Consider the following 17759-nt stretch of genomic DNA (forward strand, 5'->3'; position numbering starts at 1 on the left):
GCCGCCTGCCGGCTACACCAAGGCCCCGCAGCTGAAGCCGCTGCGCCGCGGTCCCTCCGGTCCGGCAGTGGCGGTGACCCTCGGTGCCGCCATGCTGCTCGGCGGGCTGGTGCTCGCCCTGAACGCGGCCCGGGTGCTGGACCTGGGCCGCACGGTGGTTCCGGTTGTCGCCGCCGTCGTGCTGGTGACGCTGGGCATCGGCATCGTCGTGGCCGGCGCCCGCGGCCGCAGCTCCGGCGTGCTCGGCTTCCTGGCCGCCGTCGGACTGGCGGCCGCCCTGCTCGGCAGCGCCGCCATGCAGTGGCAGACGCCCAACTTCGCCGTGGGCAGCAGGACCAGCTGGACCGCGTCCAGCGGGCATCCTGCCGGCGAAGGCTACAGCGAGGCCGCCGGCCAGGCCGTGCTCGACCTGGCCGGCGTCCGCCCCGGCAGCGGACCCGTCGTCGTGCCGGTCAATGCGGCCGCGGCCTCGGTGGAGGTCATCATCCCCCGGGGTGCGGTGGTGGAGGTCCGCTCCGAACTGGCGCTCGGAAACATCGAATACACCACGACCCGGGACAGCGGCAGCACCTCGGGGCTCTGGCGCCCGGCGGCCTTCACCCTCAACGACAACGGCTCGCAGCCGGTGCTCATCCTGCAGATCCGGGGCGTCGCAAGCAATGTGGACATCGTCGAAGGCCCGGCCGCACCGGCCGGCCAGGGATAGGAGGACCGCCATGGGCAACGATTTCCAGAATGGCTTCGAACAGGATTTCCAGGACACCCCGGAGCTGTCCCGCCCACGTGCCGGCACCATAATCTGGGGTCTGACCGCCATTGCCGTGGGGCTGCTGGTGCTCGCCGGCCTCTGGTGGAGCATCAGCCTCAACCTCGGCTATGTGCTGATCGCCATCCTGATCGGCTCGGGCCTCGCCCTGGTGGCCGCGGGCATCCTGAACGTCCTCCGCGGCAAGGCCGGCGGCGAAGGCAACGGCGGCGGCAAAACGACAGAGACCTGGACAGACAACTAGAAAGCAGGACCTGATGGACTCCGTGTACAGCTTCCTCCGCTCCCTTCCCCTCCGGCGCGGTCCGGACCGCTGGGTCGCCGGCATCTGCGGCGGCATCGCCGCCAGGTTCGGCTGGGATCCCGCCATCGTGCGGATCGCCACCCTGCTGCTGTTCCTGTTCCCCGGGCTCGGCCTCGGGGCCTACCTGGTGGCCTGGCTGCTGCTGCCCTGGCAGGACGGCAGCATCGTCCTGGAGCGGATCCTCGCCGGCAGCGGCCGGGGCATCCGGTAAAGACAGCACTTCCCGCCGCCGCATAGAATCGGAAGGGGCCCGATGAAGCGCTTCCGGAAAAGCCTTGGATTCAAGACGAAAGTTGGGCTCCATGAAGATCGGCATCATGACCAGTGGCGGCGACTGCCCCGGCCTGAACGCGGTCATCCGCGGCGCCGTGCTGAAGGGCATCAAGATCCACGGGCATGAGTTTGTCGGCTTCCGGGACGGCTGGCGGGGTGTCCTCGACGGCGACGTCATCGACCTGCCCCGCCAGATGGTCCGCGGCATTTCCAAGCAGGGCGGCACCATCCTGGGCACCTCGCGCACCAACCCCTGCGAGGGCCCGAACGGCGGGCCGCGGAACATCAGTGCAACGCTGAAGCGGCTGGGCGTCGACGCCGTCATCGTCATCGGCGGCGAAGGCAGCCTGGCCGGGGCCCGTGAACTCACCGAGGCCGGGCTGCCGATCGTGGGCGTGCCCAAGACAATCGACAATGACCTGGACGCGACGGACTACACCTTCGGCTTCGACACCGCCGTGCAGATCGCCACCGAGGCCATCGACCGGCTGCGCACCACCGGGGAGTCCCACCACCGCTGCATGATCGCCGAAGTCATGGGCCGCAACGTGGGCTGGATTGCCCTGCACGCCGGCATGGCCTCCGGCGCCCACGCCATCCTGATCCCGGAGCAGCAGGTGTCCATGGACCAGGTGGTGGAATGGGTCCTGGAGGCCCACCGGCGCGGCCGGGCGCCGCTGGTCGTCGTGGCGGAGGGATGGGTCCCGGCCGGGGAGCACATCCCGCATTCGGTGCGCGGCATGGACGTCTTCGGCCGCCCGCGGCTCGGCGGCATTGGCGAACGGATCGCGCCCCAGATCGAGCAGCTCACCGGGCTGGAAACGCGGGCCGCCACGCTCGGGCACATTCAGCGCGGCGGCGTGCCCTCGGCCTACGACCGGGTGCTTGCCACGCGCATGGGCATGGCCTCGGTGGACGCGGCCACCAAGGGCCTGTGGGGCACCATGGTCTCGCTGCGCGGCACCCAAATCCTCAATGTCGGCCTCGAGGAGGCGGTGGGCAACCTCAAGAAGGTTCCCCAGGAGCGCTACGACGAGGCGGCCGTGCTCTTCGGCTGAGCCCGGCGTCGGTTACTGTTGCTGCATGCAGCTGGATCCGGGCACCGAGGACATCGTCCTGCTCGCTTGGGCGCGCCTGCTCGGCTTCGGGGACGAGGCCTTCGCCGCCGCCGGGGGAAGGCTGGTCCGGATCGACGACGACGCCGCCGTCCTCACCTTTGTCCGGCTGTTCGGACATTCGGCCCTGGTGGGCCCCGAATGGGCGGTCGAGGGAGCCGCAGCCTATGCGGACGCCGAGCTGGCCGAGTACCATACGCTGCTGCAGCTGAGCCGGGCCCGCGGCGGCCATGGGCTGGGCAAGGCCTACCTGTCCTTCGCCGACGACCTGCCGACGGCACAGCCGTCCGAGGACATCGTGATCTCCACCGCGCCCGAGGAAGCGGCACGGCTTGAGGCGCTGTGCCCGCCGGATGACAACAACGAGGTGGGCCTGAGCAACATGGACAAGACCTTTGTCCTGCTGCACGGCACCGAACCGGTGGCCGGAGCCGGCTACGAGGAATGGGAGGCCATCCTCGGACACCTCTCGGTGCTGACCGCTCCTGCCTACCGGCGGCGCGGCATCGGCACCCTGTTGGCCGCCATCGCCGGCCACGAGGCACTCGGCGCCGGGCTGATTCCGCAGTGGCGGGCGCACGAGGACAACACCGCCTCGCGGGCCACCGCGCGCTCCCTCGGCTTCGTCGAAGCCGGCACGCAGACCTCGGTGTACCTGCCGGCCCGGCCGTAAGGGAGTGGGGCGGGCAGGCCAGCGTTCACGCCCGCCTCCGCATGACCGTTGCCGGCGGCGAGCTTGCGGGCCGGCCAGACGGCCCGCATCCGCTGCAGGCCTCAGCGCGGTCCGCGCAGGAAACCGGCCTGCCGGCCGACCACCTGGCCGGCGTCCGGCGAGACGATCACTTCCTGGGCCGCGTCGTACTCCTCGGCGCCGTCCACCACCAGCAGCGGCGCCGCGGGATCCACGGACCGCTTGACCACGGCCAGGGCCACCGGCCCCATTTCGTAGTGCCAGGCCGCCGAGGTCAGCGTGCCCACCTTCCGGTCCCCGAGCCGAACCTCGCTGCCGGCGGCCGGCAGTGTATGCCGGGCGCCGTCGAGCTGCAAAAAGACCAGCCGGCGCGGCGGATGTCCGAGGTTGTGGACCCGGGCGATCGTTTCCTGGCCCTTGTAGCAGCCCTTGGCCAGATGCACCGCCGTGCGGATCAGGTCCAGCTCGTGCGGGATGGTCTTGTCATCCGTCTCGGCGCCGGACCGCGGCCGCCAGGCGGCGATCCGTAAGGCCTCGGCCGCCCAGACCCCGGCCAGTTCGCGGCCCTCGGCCGCAGCCTCCAATTCACCGGCCGGCACCAGGTATTCGAACCAAGTCCGCTCCCGGCCCGGGTGGGCAGGCTCCTCGATGCCGGTGTAGGCGAATCCGCCGGCGCCCACGTGGGGCCACGGGTCCTGCCACACGGTCGCGCCCGAAAGCTCCGGCAGCGCCCGGACGCTGCCGAGCACGGCCCACCGGTCCGAAACGTCGGCAATCTCCACCTGGAACATGAACTTCATCTTCAGCAGCCACTCGGCCAGGCCGGGGGCCTCGAAGGATTCGACGATCAGCCAGGCGGTTTCGCCGTCGTCGACGATGCGGATGTCGTATTCGATGCGGCCTTGGACGGTCAGCAGCAGGGCCTCGCTGGATTCTCCCGGCTGCAGGTTAAGCAGCAGCTGGGACGAGAGGGTGTTGAGCCAGCCCAGCCGGTCCGGCCCGGAGACCGTCACCACGCCGCGGTGCGACAGGTCGACCACTGCCTCGCCCGCGGCCAGCAGCCGCTGCTCACGCAGCGGGTCGCCGTAGTGGGCGGCCACCCCGGCATCGGCGCCGGAGGCCTCGACCGCGCCGGGACGTTCCAGCAGGGGGCTTCTGTATGTCATCTCAGGTGACCTTCTTGAGGATGGCGGAAGCATGCGCCTCCAGTTCGTTGCCCTGGGCGGCGACATCCCAGCGCCAGAACAGGTCCCCGTTGACCAGCCCGAAGATGCGGGTGGCGGCGGCGTACTCCTTGGACTGGGAGCCGCGCATCACCATGTCCGTGGCGAGCTGGATCTGCGGCCCCTTGATCTGCCCGTAGTAGAGCTCGGCAATGCCGCCCGGATGGACGATCGTGGCCGTGATGTCGAAACCGCCGTTGGCGTTGCGCAGCTCCTCCACCTCGTCCGCGGACTTCAGCGCCGGGACAATCTCGGCAGGGACCAGCCCGGGGCCGACGTCGGCCTCGTTGAGCTTGCGGTCCAGCGCCCAAAAGCCCGATTCCACGGTCAGCGGACGCAGCTTCGTGCCCTGTTCGTCGGTGAGCCAGCTCTCGGCCGTGTACTGCAGGTACGGGAGCCCGTTCTGCTTGAACGTCGCCGACTGGAAGAAGTGCTCCGAGTCCGCGTCGCCGCTGCCCAGCCGGCCCTGCCCCTCCCAGGTGCCGAGCAGCCAGGACAGGGGCACCAGCTCAGGTGTCAGATCGGTAGGGATTTCGATGGCCATAGCCGAAAACCTGCCTGCGGCGGATGCTTACCGCTGGCCCTTGAAGAGGCGCCAGACGACCAGGCCCGCGAACCAGGCCATCGACAGGCCGGCAACCACGAGCAGGCTGATGAAGAAAATCTCGAGTGCTAGATGCGACATACGACCATAGTAACGGCCCTCCGATGCCCGTGCGGCCGCATGAGGGCGGTCCGGACGGGTTTATGGGCAGGGTCACATCCGGCGCCTGCGGCCGCCGGATGCCGCTTGCCGTCAGTGGATGAGCAGGCGTTCGAGCGGGTAGACCAGCGACCCCGCGGCCAGCACCGGCATCAGGCCGGCCGAGACCAGCGCCGGCACCTGGTCGGGCGTGCCGCCGGCCAGCGTCAACCGGCGGAAGCAAACGACGACGGTGCCCATGACGGCGCCGACCAGCACCGCAGGCCACAGCGGCACGGCGGAAAACAGTGCCGCGCCCACTCCGCCGGCCAGCGCTGCCAGCACCACTCCCAGGGGGGCGACGAGGCGGTCCGGCCAGGGCAGGACGCAGGCGGCCACCGCGAAGAGCATGCTGACGGCGGTCACCAGCGTGAGCGAGGAATCGGAGGCATTGACGCCAAGCCGTTCGCTGGCCACCCAGCCGGCGCCCAAGGCGGCCAGGGCGGCGCCGGTGCTCGCACCGAATGTCGACTCGAGACGGTGCGGCTGTCCGGTACCGCGCAGGAGCTGGATCACGAAGACCACCATCACGGCCAGCGCCACGACCACCACCGTCCACTGCATCGCCATGGTCTCCGGGGCGGCCGCGGCCAGCAGGGCGGCGGCAACGCCGGCCAGCGAAATCACCGCGGCCAGGGTCTTCCGGGCGGGTACCGCCAGCAGCAGCGGCCAGCCGATACCGGCAGCCACGGAAGCCGCGCAGACAATAGTTACGACCGCTGCCAGCGGCAGGTAGGAGGCACCGGCCACCGCACACAAAACGGCGGCCGAAGCCGCCGCCGTTATCCAGATCCTCACTTAGCCATCCTGCCTCATTCCCCCGGTGAGCGCGAGGACACGGCACCGGCGGCACCCGCGCATATATAATTGTCCGCATCCGTCAGGCATGGCCGGCGTCCACAGCGGTCTGTGGCGGGTCGCCCAACGATGTGCGCCATCTAACCTTTGGAGGAAATATGCCGCACATTCTGCTCCTGACCAACAGTCCCGGCTCGTCCGTGGATGTCCTCCCTGCGCTCGAACTGCTCAACCACAAGGTCCACATCCTCCCCGCCGAGCCCACCGCGCTGCTCGAAACCGACCCCTCCGACGTCGTTATGGTGGACGCGCGCAAGGATCTGGTCGGGGCACGCTCGCTGACGCAGCTGCTCAAGGCCACCGGCCTGGGTGCGCCGCTGATGCTCATCCTCACCGAGGGCGGCATGGCGGCGGTCTCCGCGAACTGGCTGGCCGACGATGTCGTGCTCGATACCGCGGGCCCGGCCGAGGTGGAGGCGCGGCTGCGCCTGATCATCGCGCACGCCAACAACGCCGAGCAGGAAGCCGGCACCGAAATCCACGCCTCCGGCGTCGTCATCGACGAAGCCAGCTACACCGCCCGGGTGGGCGGGGAACCGCTGAACCTGACCTACAAGGAATTCGAACTGCTCAAATACCTGGCCCAGCATCCGGGCCGGGTGTTCACCCGGGACCAGCTGCTGCACGAGGTCTGGGGCTACGACTACTACGGCGGCACCCGGACGGTGGACGTGCACGTCAGGCGGCTGCGCGCCAAGCTCGGCCCGGACCACGAGGGCCTGATCGGCACCGTGCGCAACGTCGGCTACCGCTTTACCCTGGTCCGGGCCCAGGACGACGACCCGGCGGACATCCCCCAGAACAGCTAGGGAACGGGTGCTCCCGCCCCGCCGCCCGCATGCTCGCGGCGGGGCCCTCGGCCAGAGAGCCGTCCGGGTCCCGTGCTGAGCTTGCGAAGCATGGGCAGGCGGCGAACGCTAGCGCCTAGCCGCCTCCCGCCGCTCGCATGCTCGCGGCGGGGCCCTCGGAGGCTAGGCTAGGTCCATGAGCGAACAGACGGCGCCGGTCTGGCCGGTGATGACAATTAAGGGCTCGCCCGATCCGGAAGTCCTGGCCGATCTCCGGGCCCTGGCCGATGCGGCCGAAGAATCCGACGGCAATCCGCCGCTGTCCGAGCAGACCTGGGTGACGCTGCGCGCCACCGCGGAGGACAACCTGCTGGTACTGGCCAGCTACGCCGCCGAGGAGCATTCGGACCCGGCCACGGCCACCTCGCTGGCCGGCGCCGCCGTCGTCCTGCTGCCGCGCGGCGGCGAGGGCGTGCTCGAACTGGTGGTCCATCCGGCCTACCGGAACCAGGGCGTGGGTACCGGGCTGGTCCAGGAACTCCGCCGGCACACCGAACTGCCGGAACTGCGGGCCTGGTCGCACGGCGGCCACGAAGCCGCCGCCCGGCTCGCGGCCCGGTTCGGCTTCGCCCCCGTGCGCGAGCTGTGGCGGATGCGCCTGGCGCACGTGCCCCGGCTGGCCGAGGCCGCGCTGCCCGAGGGCGTGCAGTTGCGCAGCTTCGTCCCGGGACAGGACGAGCAGGCCTGGCTCAGGGCCAACGCCGCGGCCTTCGCGCACCATCCCGAACAGGGGGCGATGACCCTGGCGGACCTGCAGGCCCGGATGGCGGAACCGTGGTTCGACCCGGCCGGTTTCCTGCTCGCAGTGCGCGAGGACGACGGCGAACTGCTCGGCTTCCACTGGACCAAAATCCACCCGCGCACCGGGACCCACCCCTCCATCGGCGAGGTGTACGTCGTCGGCGTGACACCGCAGGCGCAGGGCCTGGGACTGGGCAAGGCCCTGACGGTGGCCGGCATCAGGTACCTGCAGGCGGCCGGGCAGAGCGCCATCATGCTGTACGTGGACGCGGACAACGAGCCGGCCGTGGCCCTGTACCGCAAGCTCGGCTTCACCCGCTGGGACACCGACGTCATGTACGCGCCTGCCCCGCCGGCGGGCCCGCAGCCGCGCTGATCACTAATCTGGTAGATAGGCGGCCGTCCGACGCCGCTGCCTGCCCCAAGCATTTAGGAGACTCACCATGGTTCCCGAATCCGCACCTCCGGTTTCCGCGAGGTTCGGTTCCACGGAGGTTGCCCCGGCCCGTGCCACCCAGGACCGCATCGACATCCCCGAGTTCGCCCCGTCGCAGGTCCCGGACGGTGACTTCAGCCTCGACCGCTTCCTGGACCGGGAAACCAGCTGGCTGGACTTCAATGCCCGGGTGCTCGAACTGGCCGAGGATCCGGACCTGTTCCTGCTGGAGCGGGTGAACTTCCTGTCCATCTTCGCCTCGAACCTGGACGAGTTCTTCATGGTGCGCGTGGCCGGGCTGAAGCGGCGGATCGCCACCGGCCTGGCGGTGCCCTCCGCCGCCGGACTCAACCCGATCGAGCAGCTGGAGCAGATCAAGGAACAGGCGCACCGGCTGCAGGAACGGCACGCACGGGTGTTCGCCGAGCAGATCCGCCCGGAACTGGCGTACGAACACATCCACATCATGCGCTGGGACGAACTCGACGACGCGGCGCAGCAGCGCCTGACGGAGATGTTCAAGGAAAAGGTCTTCCCGATCCTGACCCCGCTGGCAGTGGATCCTGCCCACCCGTTCCCCTATATCTCGGGCCTGTCCCTGAACCTTGCCGTCATCGTGCGCAACCCGGTCAGCGAGAAGGAGCTCTTCGCCCGCCTGAAGGTGCCGGACCAGCTGCCGCGGCTGATCTCCGTCGACGGCCCCCGCGCCGGCTCGGTGCCCGGACGCACCGCGCGGTTCATCCCGCTGGAGGAAGTCATTGCCGTCCACCTGGACCTGTTGTTCCAGGGCATGGAGGTGCTGGAGCACCACAGCTTCCGGGTCACCCGCAATGAGGACCTGGAAGTCGAGGAGGACGACGCCGAGAACCTGCTGCAGGCGCTGGAGAAGGAACTGCTGCGCCGCCGCTTCGGCCCGCCGGTGCGCCTGGAGGTGACCACCGATATCAACCCGAGCGTGCGCAACCTCCTGGTGCGCGAACTCGGGGTGGAGGACTCCGAGGTCTATGCCCTGCCTGCCCCGCTGGACCTGCGCGGGCTCAACGTCATTTCCGGCATCGACCGTCCGGACCTGCACTACCCCCGGTACGTGGCCTACACCAGCCGCTACCTGAACGAGAGCGAAACTTCCAAGGCGGCCAATGTCTTCGCCGCCATGCGCCGCCGGGACATCCTGCTGCACCACCCGTACGACTCCTTTTCCACCTCGGTCCAGGCCTTTTTGGAGCAGGCCGCCGCCGACCCCAAGGTCCAGGCCATCAAGCAGACCCTGTACCGGACCTCGGGGGACTCCCCCATTGTGGACGCGCTCATCGATGCAGCCGAGGCCGGCAAGCAGGTGCTCGCGCTGGTGGAGATCAAGGCCCGCTTCGATGAACAGGCCAACATCGACTGGGCCCGGAAGCTGGAGCAGGCGGGCGTGCACGTGGTGTACGGGATCGTGGGACTGAAGACCCATTGCAAGCTCTCCCTGGTGGTGCGCCAGGAAGGCGACGGCCTGCGCCGCTACAGCCACATCGGCACCGGCAACTACCACCCCCGGACCGCCCGCTACTACGAGGACCTGGGCCTGCTCACCGCCGACGACCAGGTGGGCGAAGACCTCTCCAAGCTGTTCAACCAGCTCTCCGGCTATGCGCCCAAGTCCACCTTCAAGCGCCTGCTGGTGGCCCCGCGCTCGGTGCGCTCGGGCCTGATCGACCGGATCGAAAAGGAAATCGCCAACCGCCGGGCAGGCCTGGACGCCCGGGTGATCATCAAGGTCAACTCCATGGTGGACGAGGCCATCATCGACTCGCTCTACCGCGCCTCGCAGGCAGGGGTGCAGGTCGATGTCATCGTCCGCGGCATCTGCGCCGTCCGCCCCGGGGTGCCGGGCCTGAGCGAGAACATCCGGGTGCGTTCCATCCTGGGCCGCTTCCTGGAGCATTCGCGGGTCTTCGCCTTCGCCAACGCCGGGGATCCGGTGGTCTTCATCGGCTCGGCGGACATGATGCACCGCAACCTGGACCGCCGCGTCGAGGCACTGGTGCAGCTGAGCAACCGCGACGACATCGCCGAGCTCATTGCCCTGATGGACCGCTACCTGGACCCGGGCACCTCCAGCTGGCACCTGGACAGCCGGGGCGTCTGGACCCGGCACCACAAGGACGAAGAAGGCAACCCGCTCAGCGACGTGCAGTCCTGGCTGCTGGCCTCGCGGTCGCGCCAGCGCGCCGCCCTGCGCCGCTAGGCAGGATATGGAACGCCCCTTGGAGGAAAGGGCCGGCATGCCCGCCCCCGGGCCGCCCGCCGGCCCGGTCACGGTCACCGCCGCGGGTGCGCTGTGCTGGCGCATCCGCGACGGCAAACTGCAGGTCCTGCTGATCCACCGCCCGAAGTACAAGGACTGGTCCTGGCCCAAAGGCAAGCTGAACGCCGGCGAAACGACACCCGAATGTGCCGTGCGCGAGGTCCGGGAGGAGATCCAGGTGGACCTGCAGCTGGGCATCCCGCTCCCCACCGTGCACTACCGGGTGCCCTCCGGCATTAAAGAGGTCTTCTACTGGGCCGCCCGGCTGCAGGATACCGAGCCCGTCCCGGACGGATCCGAGGTGGACAAAATCATGTGGTGCTCGGTAGACGAGGCCCTGCCCCTGCTGACCAACCCCTCGGACCGGGAACCGCTGGAGGAACTGATTACGGCGCACAGCCGCGGCGACCTCGAAACCTATCCCTTCATCGTCGTCCGCCACGCCAAGGCCAAGCCGCGCTCGAACTGGAGCAAGGCCGAAGGCGAACGCCCGCTGGCCGCCACCGGCCGGCGCCAGGCGATGGCGGTGTGCCGGATGCTCACCGCCTGGCGGCCGAAGCGGATTGCCACCAGCCCCTGGGTGCGGTGCGTGCAGACCGTCGCCCCGTATGCCTCCGCGCAGCAGCTGAAAATCCGCAGCGTGCCCCAGCTGACCGAACATGCCGCAGAGCGCAAGCCGAAGAAAGCGCGCGCGGCCATCGAGGCGTTGCTGGACAAGAACAAGTCCACCGCTGTCTGCACCCACCGGCCGGTACTGCCGCAGGTGATCAAGGTGCTGGAGAAGCGGATGTCCCCGGAACTGGCCGGCAAGCTGCCCAGCGCGGACCCGTACCTGCGTCCCGGCGCGGTCCTTGTCTGCCAGGTCAGCGTCAGGCACCGCGGGCGCATCGTCTCGGTGGAGCAGTTCGACGCCTACGATGACTAAGGTTGGGGCGCTCCCACTAATGCTTAGCCGCCTCCCATCGCTCGCACGCTCGCGACGGTTCCCTTGGCGGCTAAGCTGGATTCCGTGAATGCGATCCCCACCCCGTATGAGGACCTGCTGCGCGAGGTCCTGGCCGCCGGCACGCCCAAGACCGACCGTACCGGCACCGGCACCCGCAGCGTCTTCGGCCGCCAGATCCGCTTCGACCTCGCCGGGTCCTTCCCGCTGATCACCACCAAGCGGGTCCATTTCAAGTCCGTCGTCCTGGAACTGCTGTGGTTCCTGCGCGGGGACTCCAACGTGAAGTGGCTGCAGGAGCACGGGGTGAAGATCTGGAACGAATGGGCCGACGAGGACGGCGAGCTCGGTCCGGTCTACGGCGTACAGTGGCGCTCCTGGCCCACCCCCAACGGCGGGCACATCGACCAGATCGCCCAGCTGATCGAGGGCCTGAAGACCAATCCGGATTCCCGCCGGCACATTGTCTCCGCCTGGAATGTCGCGGAGATTTCCAAGATGGCCCTGCCGCCGTGCCATGCCTTCTTCCAGTTCTACGTCCAGCCGGAACAGGACGGGCCCGGCCGGCTCTCCTGCCAGCTCTACCAGCGCAGCGCGGACATGTTCCTGGGCGTGCCGTTCAACATCGCCTCCTACGCCCTGCTGACCCTGATGGTCGCCCAGCAGGTGGGGCTTGAACCCGGCGAGTTCATCTGGACCGGAGGCGACGTCCACATCTACGAAGACCACCTCCGGCAGGTCACCGAACAGCTCGGCCGCGAACCCTTCCCGTACCCGCAACTGTGCATCGTGCGCAAGCCGGAGAGCATTTTCGACTACCGGTTTGAGGACTTCGAACTTCTTAACTACCGCCACCACGCCACGATCAAGGCGCCGATCGCCGTATGAACACCTTCGGAACCGCCGCTACCCGGGACACGCCGCAGGTCGGTCTGATCTGGGCCCAGACGACCAACGGCGTCATTGGCAAGGACGGCGGCATGCCGTGGCACCTGCCCGAGGACCTGGCCCATTTCAAGCGCACGACCGCCGGACATCCGGTCATCATGGGGCGGCGCACCTGGGAATCCTTCCCGGACAAGTACCGTCCGCTGCCCGGCCGGACGAACATCGTCATTAGCCGCAGCCCGCAGCGGCGCGCCGGGCTGGAAGCCGCCGGCGCCGTCGTCGTCGAATCCCTGCCGCAGGCCCTGGCCGAGGCCCGCCGCTGCCCGGGCGCGGAGGAACTGTGGATCATCGGCGGCGGCGAGATCTTCCGACTGGCCACGGAACAGGCCACGATCGCGCTGGTGACCGTGATCGACATGGAATCCGACGGCGACGCCTTCGCCCCGCCGCTGGGACCGGGCTGGGTGCTCGACGGCGTGTCCCCCGGCACGGGCTGGGACACCGGCGCCAACGGTACCCGCTACCGGATGGCCCGCTGGGTCCGGGCGCAGGATTCGGCCGCTTCATAGCCACTCCCCCAGTTGCGGGATGGGCAGGCCCATCCACTCGCGTAAAATGGAGCGCATGACTGAATCTGCCCGGAATTCCGCCCCTTCCGTGGGCCTGGTCGGTTGGCGCGGCATGGTCGGCTCCGTCCTCATGCAGCGCATGCAGGACGAAGGCGACTTTGACCTGATCAACCCCGTGTTCTTCTCCACCTCCAATGCCGGAGGAGCCGCTCCCGCCTTCGCCGAAGGCGCGGGCAGGCTCGAAGACGCCTACGACATCGACACCCTCGCCAAACTGCCCATCATCGTTACCGCCCAGGGCGGGGACTACACCTCCGAGGTGTACCCGAAGCTGCGCGACGCCGGCTGGGACGGGCTGTGGATCGACGCCGCCTCCACGCTGCGGATGGCCGACGACGCGATCATCGTGCTGGATCCGGTCAACCGGGATGTCATCGACGCGGGGCTGGACCGCGGGATCAGGAACTTCATCGGCGGCAACTGCACCGTTTCCTGCATGCTCATGGGCCTTGGCGGGCTGTTCAAGAACGGCCTGATCGAATGGGGCACCTCCATGACCTACCAGGCGGCCTCCGGCGGCGGCGCCCGGCACATGCGCGAGCTGCTGAACCAGTTCGGCGCCCTCAACGGCGCCGTGGCGGAGCAGCTGGCCAACCCCTCCTCGGCCATCCTGGAGATCGACCGCAAGGTTCTCGCCGCACAGCGCAGCCCGGAACTGGATGCCACCCAGTTCGGCGTGCCGCTGGCCGGCTCCGTGATTCCGTGGATTGACAAGGACCTGGGCAACGGGCAGTCCAAGGAAGAGTGGAAGGCCGGCGCCGAAACCAACAAGATCCTGGGCCTGGGCGGGGACGCCGGCACGCGCATTCCGTTTGACGGGCTGTGCGTGCGCATCGGCGCCATGCGCTCGCATTCCCAGGCCCTGACGCTCAAGCTCACCGAGGACCTGTCCCTGGCCGAGATCGAGCGGCTCATCGACGCGGACAACGAATGGGCCACGGTGGTGCCGAACACCAAGGAAGCCACTTTGGAGCAGCTGACCCCGGTGGCCGTCAGCGGCACCCTGCAGATTCCGGTCGGCCGCATCCGCAAGCTGGAAATGGGGCCGGAGTACATCAGCGCCTTCACCATCGGCGACCAGCTGCTCTGGGGCGCCGCCGAACCGCTACGCCGCATGCTGCGCATCGCCACCGGCAACCTGTAACAGCTTGCCCTCATGGCGGGCCGTGTCCACGCAGGTGGGCACGGCCCGCCGTCGTTTCCGCTCCACAGCCGCACCGCCCGGCGGAGACGTCCACAGATCCGGGGCCGGAAGCCTGCGGGCCGGCGGCGGAACCGGCCATCAACGACGTCCTGGCTCGCTTCCTGGAGCACTGCTGCCGCGGCAAGCAGCCGGTGACCATTGACCGGTACCTGCGGATCAACGCGCACCTGAGACTGTTCCTGGAGACCAGCGGCCAGGACCATGTCGGCGCCGAGGACGCCCGCTGGCTGGCCTTCGAGCGGCAGTTCCGGCCGGCCGGGGCGTCCTGCCGGCTGATGCACGCCGGCGCCCTGCTGGCGGCGCTGCCGGAGTTCCTGGGCGGAAGCTGGTTCATGCCCCACGGAGTCGACTGCCGTGTCCAGGTCAGCCAGAGCAGCCGGCTCGTATACTGGCTGATCTGCCGCGGTCTGGTGGACTTCCGCCGCCAGCGGCAGGACCTGGTGCGGTTTCGGGCCGCTCTGGACGCCAGGCAGCAGCAGCGAAACGCGGTGGAGGACACCGGCTTGAGCGTTTCAAGCATGTGGGCAAGCGGTGTGAAGTCCAGACCGGTCTTGGCAATGAACCCGTTGAGAAGAGCACTGCCCCGGAGGCACAAAGGCTCCGCCAACCGGGTGAAGTCCCAGGCTTCGCGTCGCAAAGCTCCACCGCAGGGCCCGGGACGCCCCGCTCGGCGACCACCACAAATTTGCCCTCCGGCTCATTCGTGAAAACCAAACGGTCGCCGTCGACGGGCTCAACGTGAAGGGACCGGCCCGCCCCCGGCTGGCCAAATCCGTTCACGCTGCAGGATGGGCCCAAGCCCCTGCATATCCGCGGAAGGGACGCCAGCCTCCGGCTTGCCGGAACAGACTCCTGCGAAACGGGAACCCGCCGAACAGCTCACGCCAACCCCGGCGAAGCTGCGTAGGCATCCGCCTCGTCCACGAGGAGAGGAAGTCAAAGGCTGCAGTTGATCAGCAGCGGCTCCGGCTGCAGCCGGATCCCGAACGCGTCCTCGACGCCGTCGCGCACGGTCCGGGCGATGGCCAGGATATCCGCCGCCGTGGCGTTGCCCCGGTTGCTGATGGCCAGCGTGTGCTTGGTGGACAGCGACGCCCGCCCGCGGGCGACGGCGAAGCCGTCGAGGCGGCCGTTGGCCGTCCCGGCGAGCCCGAAACCCTTGCCGAAGCCGGCGTGGTCGATCAGCCAGGCGGCGCTGAGCTTGACCTGTCCGCCCGCGGGCCAGCGCGGCGCGTTCTCCGGGAGCGTGTCCGCCACCGCCGGGTCCACGATGGGATTGGTGAAGAAGGAGCCGGTGCTGAAGGTGTCCCGGTCGGCCGCATCCAGCACCATGCCCTTGGAAGCGCGCAGCCGGAGGACCTCGCGGCGGACCTCGGCGGCGCCGGCCCGCTGTCCGGCCTCGACGCCGAGCGAACGGGCCAGTTCGGCATAGCGCACGGGGGCGCTCAGCCGGTCCTGCTCCAGGCGGAATTCGACCGAGAGCACCACGTAGCGCGGGGATCCGTTGACCGTGCTGCGCTTGAGCACGGAGTCCCGGTAGCCGAAGTCCAGCTCGGCGTTGGCGAAGGTCTTGACCGCCTGGCCTTCGCGGTCCCAGGTGCGCACGGAAGCGATGGTGTGCGAGACGTCGGAACCGTAGGCGCCGACGTTCTGGACCGGGGTGGCGCCGGTGAGTCCGGGGATGCCGGAGAGCGCTTCCAGTCCGGACCAGCCGTGCCGGACGGCCAGGTCCACCAGTTCATCCCACGGCTGGCCGGCCTCGGCGCGGAGCCGGACGGTCCCGGATCCGCCGTCGTCCACCGAGTAGCCGGTGCCGGCGATGCGCAGGACGGTGCCGGGCCACCCGTCGTCGGCGATAACCAGGTTGGAGCCGCCACCGATGATCAGCAACGGCTCGCCCGCGTCGTCCGCGCTGCGGACGGCATCGATGATCCCGGCTTCGGACTTGGCCTCGACGTAGCACCGGGCGGGGCCGCCGACGGCTACGGTGGTCAGCGGAGCCAGGCTGGCTGCACTCACCGGGGCCTACCGGGCCCGGACGAGGGCCTGGGCCTTGACCAGGACCTTCTGCCCGGCGGCGGTGACGGTCAGGTCCACCCGAATGGTGCCGTTGGCTTCGTCGATGGCACCGACGGTGCCGCTGACCTCGATCTCGGCGCCGGGACCGTCCGCGTCCTCGACGACCACCGGCTTGGTGAAGCGGGTCTGATAGTCCACGATGGCACCCGGGTCGCCGATCCAGTCCGTGACGACCTGGACGGCCGCTCCCATGGTGAACATGCCGTGGGCGATGACGCCGGGCAGGCCCACCTGCTCGGCAAAACGGCCGTTCCAGTGGATCGGGTTGAAGTCGCCGGAGGCGCCGGCGTACCTGACCAGGTCTGCGCGGGAGACCTCGATGGTCCTGCTGCCGATTTCCTGCCCGACTGACAGGGCGTCGAGTGCGATGCTCACTGGCCTTCCCCTCTCACCAGGATCGACGAGGTTGTGGTGGCGGTCTTCTCCCCGTCCACGGTGCTGATTTCAGCGCGCGTAGTGATCATCGCTCCCCCGCCCATGGCGCGGATCTGGTCCACGTGCAGTTCCGCCACCAGTTCGTCCCCGGCCACGATCGGGCGGTGGTGGACGAAGCGCTGTTCGGCGTGCACCACGCGGGAGAAGTCGATGCCGGCCGCCGGGTCCTGGACCAGCTGCGCGTCCGCGCGCTGGGCGACGATGATGGCGAAGGTCGGCGGGGCCACGAGGTCCCGGTAGCCCAGCCCGCGGGCGGCCTCGACGTCGAAGTGCGCCGGGTGGGTGGCCTTGACGGCGCGGGCGAATTCGCGGATCTTCTCGCGGCCGACCGAATATACCTCGCCGGCCGGGTAGACGTGGCCGGCCAGGTCCGGGTTGACCCGTGCGTGCTCAGACATGCAACTCCTTCATGCGGGCAAAAAACTCTTTCCAGCCTATGCGAAGACCGGCCGGCCCACGAACGGACGAATCAGCGCCTTCTGTTCGCCGTGGATGCGCAGCAGCCGCCCGGTGTCCGCGGCGACGAAGGCGATGGTGGTCTCGGCCTTGGCACAGGCCTCGCCGGTGACCGGGTCGTGCACAATGTACGCGATGGTGACGCTGGCCGCCTTCAGGGAACTGACCCAGACATCGATGTCCAGGGGGATGTTGCGGTAGGTCAGCGGCGCGAGGTACCGCACACGGTGTTCGACGACGAGGGCCTGGGTGCCGGCCGGCAGCGCGGAGAACAGCGGCACCTGCGGTTCCTGGCCCGGGCCACCGGTCCCGCCTGGAGGACCGAAGGCGTGGATGCGCGCTTCCTCGAGGATGCGCAGGATCTCCACATTGTTCACGTGCCCGTAGGCGTCCATGTCGCCCCAGCGCATGCCCACCTTGCAGGTGAGGACCCTGCCGGTCTCTTCCAGAATCTCGCTCATCGGTCCTTCCAGGCCCCTCCGGCTCAACCGGCGGCTACTTGCCCTGCTTCCGCGGCAGACGCCCGCCTGGGGCGCCTTGGGCGGCCGCCTGGCGGGCACGGGCGTCCCGGGCCCGGACCACGAGGCCCGCCAGGTGCGTGAGCAGGCCCGCGGCAATCACGGCCAGGGCGGACCAGCTCAGGCCGGGCACCCGTGCTGCGGCGGCGATGACCGAAAGCAGGATGCCGGCGCCGATCAGCACCATCGCCGAGATGACCAGCTTGCGGTACAGCGGCGAGCCAAGGTCCCAGGGAGTCATGGTTCAAGCCTATCGGTTCGCCGGACCCTGCCGTACGCCGCGGGGCGGCAGACGACGGCGCGGGGCCCGCGCCGGGGTC

At 69.3% G+C, this 17759-nt stretch carries 20 protein-coding genes and 1 pseudogene; 13 read left to right on the top strand and 8 right to left on the bottom strand.

The genetic code is table 11. The annotated features are described in order from the left end of the window. The 5 genes and pseudogenes from ACFQ36_RS12210 to ACFQ36_RS12230 all read left to right on the top strand — a co-directional run. A pseudogene (locus ACFQ36_RS12210) lies at positions 1–706 on the top strand (hypothetical protein); the annotation flags it as partial. 10 nt (positions 707–716) lie between these two features. After that, positions 717–1010 carry a hypothetical protein gene (locus tag ACFQ36_RS12215; protein ID WP_377013988.1) on the top strand — a complete coding sequence of 98 codons (294 nt, stop codon included), beginning with the start codon at positions 717–719 and terminating at the stop codon, positions 1008–1010. A gap of 13 nt (positions 1011–1023) precedes the next feature. Then, on the top strand, positions 1024–1281 hold the full coding sequence (locus ACFQ36_RS12220) for a PspC domain-containing protein (protein WP_377013990.1): 258 nt from the start codon (positions 1024–1026) through the stop codon (positions 1279–1281). Between the two features lie 91 nt (positions 1282–1372). Then, positions 1373–2401 (top strand): 6-phosphofructokinase, encoded by a 1029-nt coding sequence (locus ACFQ36_RS12225; RefSeq protein ID WP_377013992.1) that lies wholly within the window; start codon positions 1373–1375, stop codon positions 2399–2401. Between the two features lie 25 nt (positions 2402–2426). Continuing rightward, complete coding sequence (locus ACFQ36_RS12230; RefSeq protein ID WP_377013994.1) at positions 2427–3131, top strand: GNAT family N-acetyltransferase; 705 nt, start codon at positions 2427–2429, stop codon at positions 3129–3131. A gap of 101 nt (positions 3132–3232) precedes the next feature. On the opposite strand, the gene ACFQ36_RS12235 is transcribed toward ACFQ36_RS12230, so the two are convergent. From ACFQ36_RS12235 to ACFQ36_RS12245, 3 genes are all read right to left on the bottom strand, one after another. Continuing rightward, entirely contained in the window at positions 3233–4315 is a 1083-nt protein-coding gene (locus ACFQ36_RS12235) for a YgfZ/GcvT domain-containing protein (RefSeq protein WP_377013996.1), read from the bottom strand. Position 4316: 1 nt separating this feature from the next. Beyond that, the gene (locus tag ACFQ36_RS12240) at positions 4317–4916 is read right to left on the bottom strand and encodes an FABP family protein (RefSeq protein WP_377013998.1); all 600 of its coding nucleotides are present in this window, start codon (positions 4914–4916) and stop codon (positions 4317–4319) included. 252 nt (positions 4917–5168) lie between these two features. Further along, entirely contained in the window at positions 5169–5912 is a 744-nt protein-coding gene (locus ACFQ36_RS12245; RefSeq protein ID WP_377013999.1) for a hypothetical protein, read from the bottom strand. Positions 5913–6070: 158 nt separating this feature from the next. Between ACFQ36_RS12245 and ACFQ36_RS12250 the strand changes: the two genes are divergently transcribed. The 8 genes from ACFQ36_RS12250 to ACFQ36_RS12285 all read left to right on the top strand — a co-directional run bounded on the left by ACFQ36_RS12250 (position 6071) and on the right by ACFQ36_RS12285 (position 14658). Continuing rightward, positions 6071–6781 (top strand): winged-helix domain-containing protein, encoded by a 711-nt coding sequence (locus ACFQ36_RS12250; protein ID WP_377014001.1) that lies wholly within the window; start codon positions 6071–6073, stop codon positions 6779–6781. A gap of 175 nt (positions 6782–6956) precedes the next feature. Next, a complete protein-coding gene (gene mshD, locus ACFQ36_RS12255) occupies positions 6957–7937 on the top strand; it encodes a mycothiol synthase (protein WP_377014003.1) in 981 nt (326 codons plus the stop codon). Positions 7938–8004: 67 nt separating this feature from the next. Continuing rightward, entirely contained in the window at positions 8005–10227 is a 2223-nt protein-coding gene (locus ACFQ36_RS12260; RefSeq protein WP_377014005.1) for an RNA degradosome polyphosphate kinase, read from the top strand. A gap of 37 nt (positions 10228–10264) precedes the next feature. Next, positions 10265–11212 carry an NUDIX domain-containing protein gene (locus ACFQ36_RS12265; protein WP_377014007.1) on the top strand — a complete coding sequence of 316 codons (948 nt, stop codon included), beginning with the start codon at positions 10265–10267 and terminating at the stop codon, positions 11210–11212. Positions 11213–11296: 84 nt separating this feature from the next. Next, positions 11297–12118 (top strand): thymidylate synthase, encoded by an 822-nt coding sequence (locus ACFQ36_RS12270; RefSeq protein ID WP_377014009.1) that lies wholly within the window; start codon positions 11297–11299, stop codon positions 12116–12118. Next, the gene (locus ACFQ36_RS12275; protein WP_377014011.1) at positions 12115–12687 is read left to right on the top strand and encodes a dihydrofolate reductase; all 573 of its coding nucleotides are present in this window, start codon (positions 12115–12117) and stop codon (positions 12685–12687) included. Before ACFQ36_RS12270 ends, ACFQ36_RS12275 begins: the two co-directional genes overlap by 4 nt. A 55-nt stretch (positions 12688–12742) precedes the next feature. Beyond that, positions 12743–13891 carry an aspartate-semialdehyde dehydrogenase gene (gene asd / locus ACFQ36_RS12280; protein WP_377014013.1) on the top strand — a complete coding sequence of 383 codons (1149 nt, stop codon included), beginning with the start codon at positions 12743–12745 and terminating at the stop codon, positions 13889–13891. Between the two features lie 191 nt (positions 13892–14082). Continuing rightward, positions 14083–14658 carry a hypothetical protein gene (locus ACFQ36_RS12285; RefSeq protein WP_377014015.1) on the top strand — a complete coding sequence of 192 codons (576 nt, stop codon included), beginning with the start codon at positions 14083–14085 and terminating at the stop codon, positions 14656–14658. A 229-nt stretch (positions 14659–14887) separates the two neighbouring features. Here ACFQ36_RS12285 and ACFQ36_RS12290 read toward each other — a convergent pair whose 3' ends face one another. From ACFQ36_RS12290 to ACFQ36_RS12310, 5 genes are read right to left on the bottom strand one after another with little or no spacing between them, the layout of a single operon-like run. After that, positions 14888–15970: a UDP-N-acetylmuramate dehydrogenase gene (locus ACFQ36_RS12290; RefSeq protein ID WP_377014017.1), complete on the bottom strand. Its 1083-nt coding sequence runs from the start codon at positions 15968–15970 to the stop codon at positions 14888–14890. Positions 15971–15976: 6 nt separating this feature from the next. Further along, positions 15977–16405, bottom strand: coding sequence for a MaoC family dehydratase (locus ACFQ36_RS12295; protein WP_377014019.1), 429 nt, complete (start codon positions 16403–16405; stop codon positions 15977–15979). Beyond that, entirely contained in the window at positions 16402–16863 is a 462-nt protein-coding gene (locus ACFQ36_RS12300; RefSeq protein WP_377014021.1) for a MaoC family dehydratase N-terminal domain-containing protein, read from the bottom strand. The genes ACFQ36_RS12295 and ACFQ36_RS12300 overlap by 4 nt, the downstream gene beginning before the upstream one ends. 36 nt (positions 16864–16899) lie before the next feature. Beyond that, positions 16900–17382 (bottom strand): acyl-CoA thioesterase, encoded by a 483-nt coding sequence (locus ACFQ36_RS12305; protein WP_377014023.1) that lies wholly within the window; start codon positions 17380–17382, stop codon positions 16900–16902. A gap of 34 nt (positions 17383–17416) precedes the next feature. Further along, on the bottom strand, positions 17417–17680 hold the full coding sequence (locus ACFQ36_RS12310) for a hypothetical protein (RefSeq protein ID WP_377014025.1): 264 nt from the start codon (positions 17678–17680) through the stop codon (positions 17417–17419). Positions 17681–17759 lie beyond the last annotated feature (79 nt).

Origin of the sequence: Arthrobacter sp. GCM10027362, assembly GCF_042679445.1 — a bacterium.
Classification (GTDB): Bacteria; Actinomycetota; Actinomycetes; order Actinomycetales; family Micrococcaceae; genus Crystallibacter.

Bases quoted from the DNA above. Each gene is read 5' to 3' on its own strand.
- ACFQ36_RS12215 (WP_377013988.1), top strand. From the start codon at position 717: ATGGGCAACGATTTCCAGAATGGCTTCGAACAGGATTTCCAGGACACC.
- ACFQ36_RS12220 (WP_377013990.1), top strand. From the start codon at position 1,024: ATGGACTCCGTGTACAGCTTCCTCCGCTCCCTTCCCCTCCGGCGCGGT.
- ACFQ36_RS12225 (WP_377013992.1), top strand. From the start codon at position 1,373: ATGAAGATCGGCATCATGACCAGTGGCGGCGACTGCCCCGGCCTGAAC.
- ACFQ36_RS12230 (WP_377013994.1), top strand. From the start codon at position 2,427: ATGCAGCTGGATCCGGGCACCGAGGACATCGTCCTGCTCGCTTGGGCG.
- ACFQ36_RS12235 (WP_377013996.1), bottom strand. From the start codon at position 4,315: ATGACATACAGAAGCCCCCTGCTGGAACGTCCCGGCGCGGTCGAGGCC.
- ACFQ36_RS12240 (WP_377013998.1), bottom strand. From the start codon at position 4,916: ATGGCCATCGAAATCCCTACCGATCTGACACCTGAGCTGGTGCCCCTG.
- ACFQ36_RS12250 (WP_377014001.1), top strand. From the start codon at position 6,071: ATGCCGCACATTCTGCTCCTGACCAACAGTCCCGGCTCGTCCGTGGAT.
- mshD (WP_377014003.1), top strand. From the start codon at position 6,957: ATGAGCGAACAGACGGCGCCGGTCTGGCCGGTGATGACAATTAAGGGC.
- ACFQ36_RS12260 (WP_377014005.1), top strand. From the start codon at position 8,005: ATGGTTCCCGAATCCGCACCTCCGGTTTCCGCGAGGTTCGGTTCCACG.
- ACFQ36_RS12265 (WP_377014007.1), top strand. From the start codon at position 10,265: ATGCCCGCCCCCGGGCCGCCCGCCGGCCCGGTCACGGTCACCGCCGCG.
- ACFQ36_RS12275 (WP_377014011.1), top strand. From the start codon at position 12,115: ATGAACACCTTCGGAACCGCCGCTACCCGGGACACGCCGCAGGTCGGT.
- asd (WP_377014013.1), top strand. From the start codon at position 12,743: ATGACTGAATCTGCCCGGAATTCCGCCCCTTCCGTGGGCCTGGTCGGT.
- ACFQ36_RS12300 (WP_377014021.1), bottom strand. From the start codon at position 16,863: ATGTCTGAGCACGCACGGGTCAACCCGGACCTGGCCGGCCACGTCTAC.
- ACFQ36_RS12305 (WP_377014023.1), bottom strand. From the start codon at position 17,382: ATGAGCGAGATTCTGGAAGAGACCGGCAGGGTCCTCACCTGCAAGGTG.
- ACFQ36_RS12310 (WP_377014025.1), bottom strand. From the start codon at position 17,680: ATGACTCCCTGGGACCTTGGCTCGCCGCTGTACCGCAAGCTGGTCATC.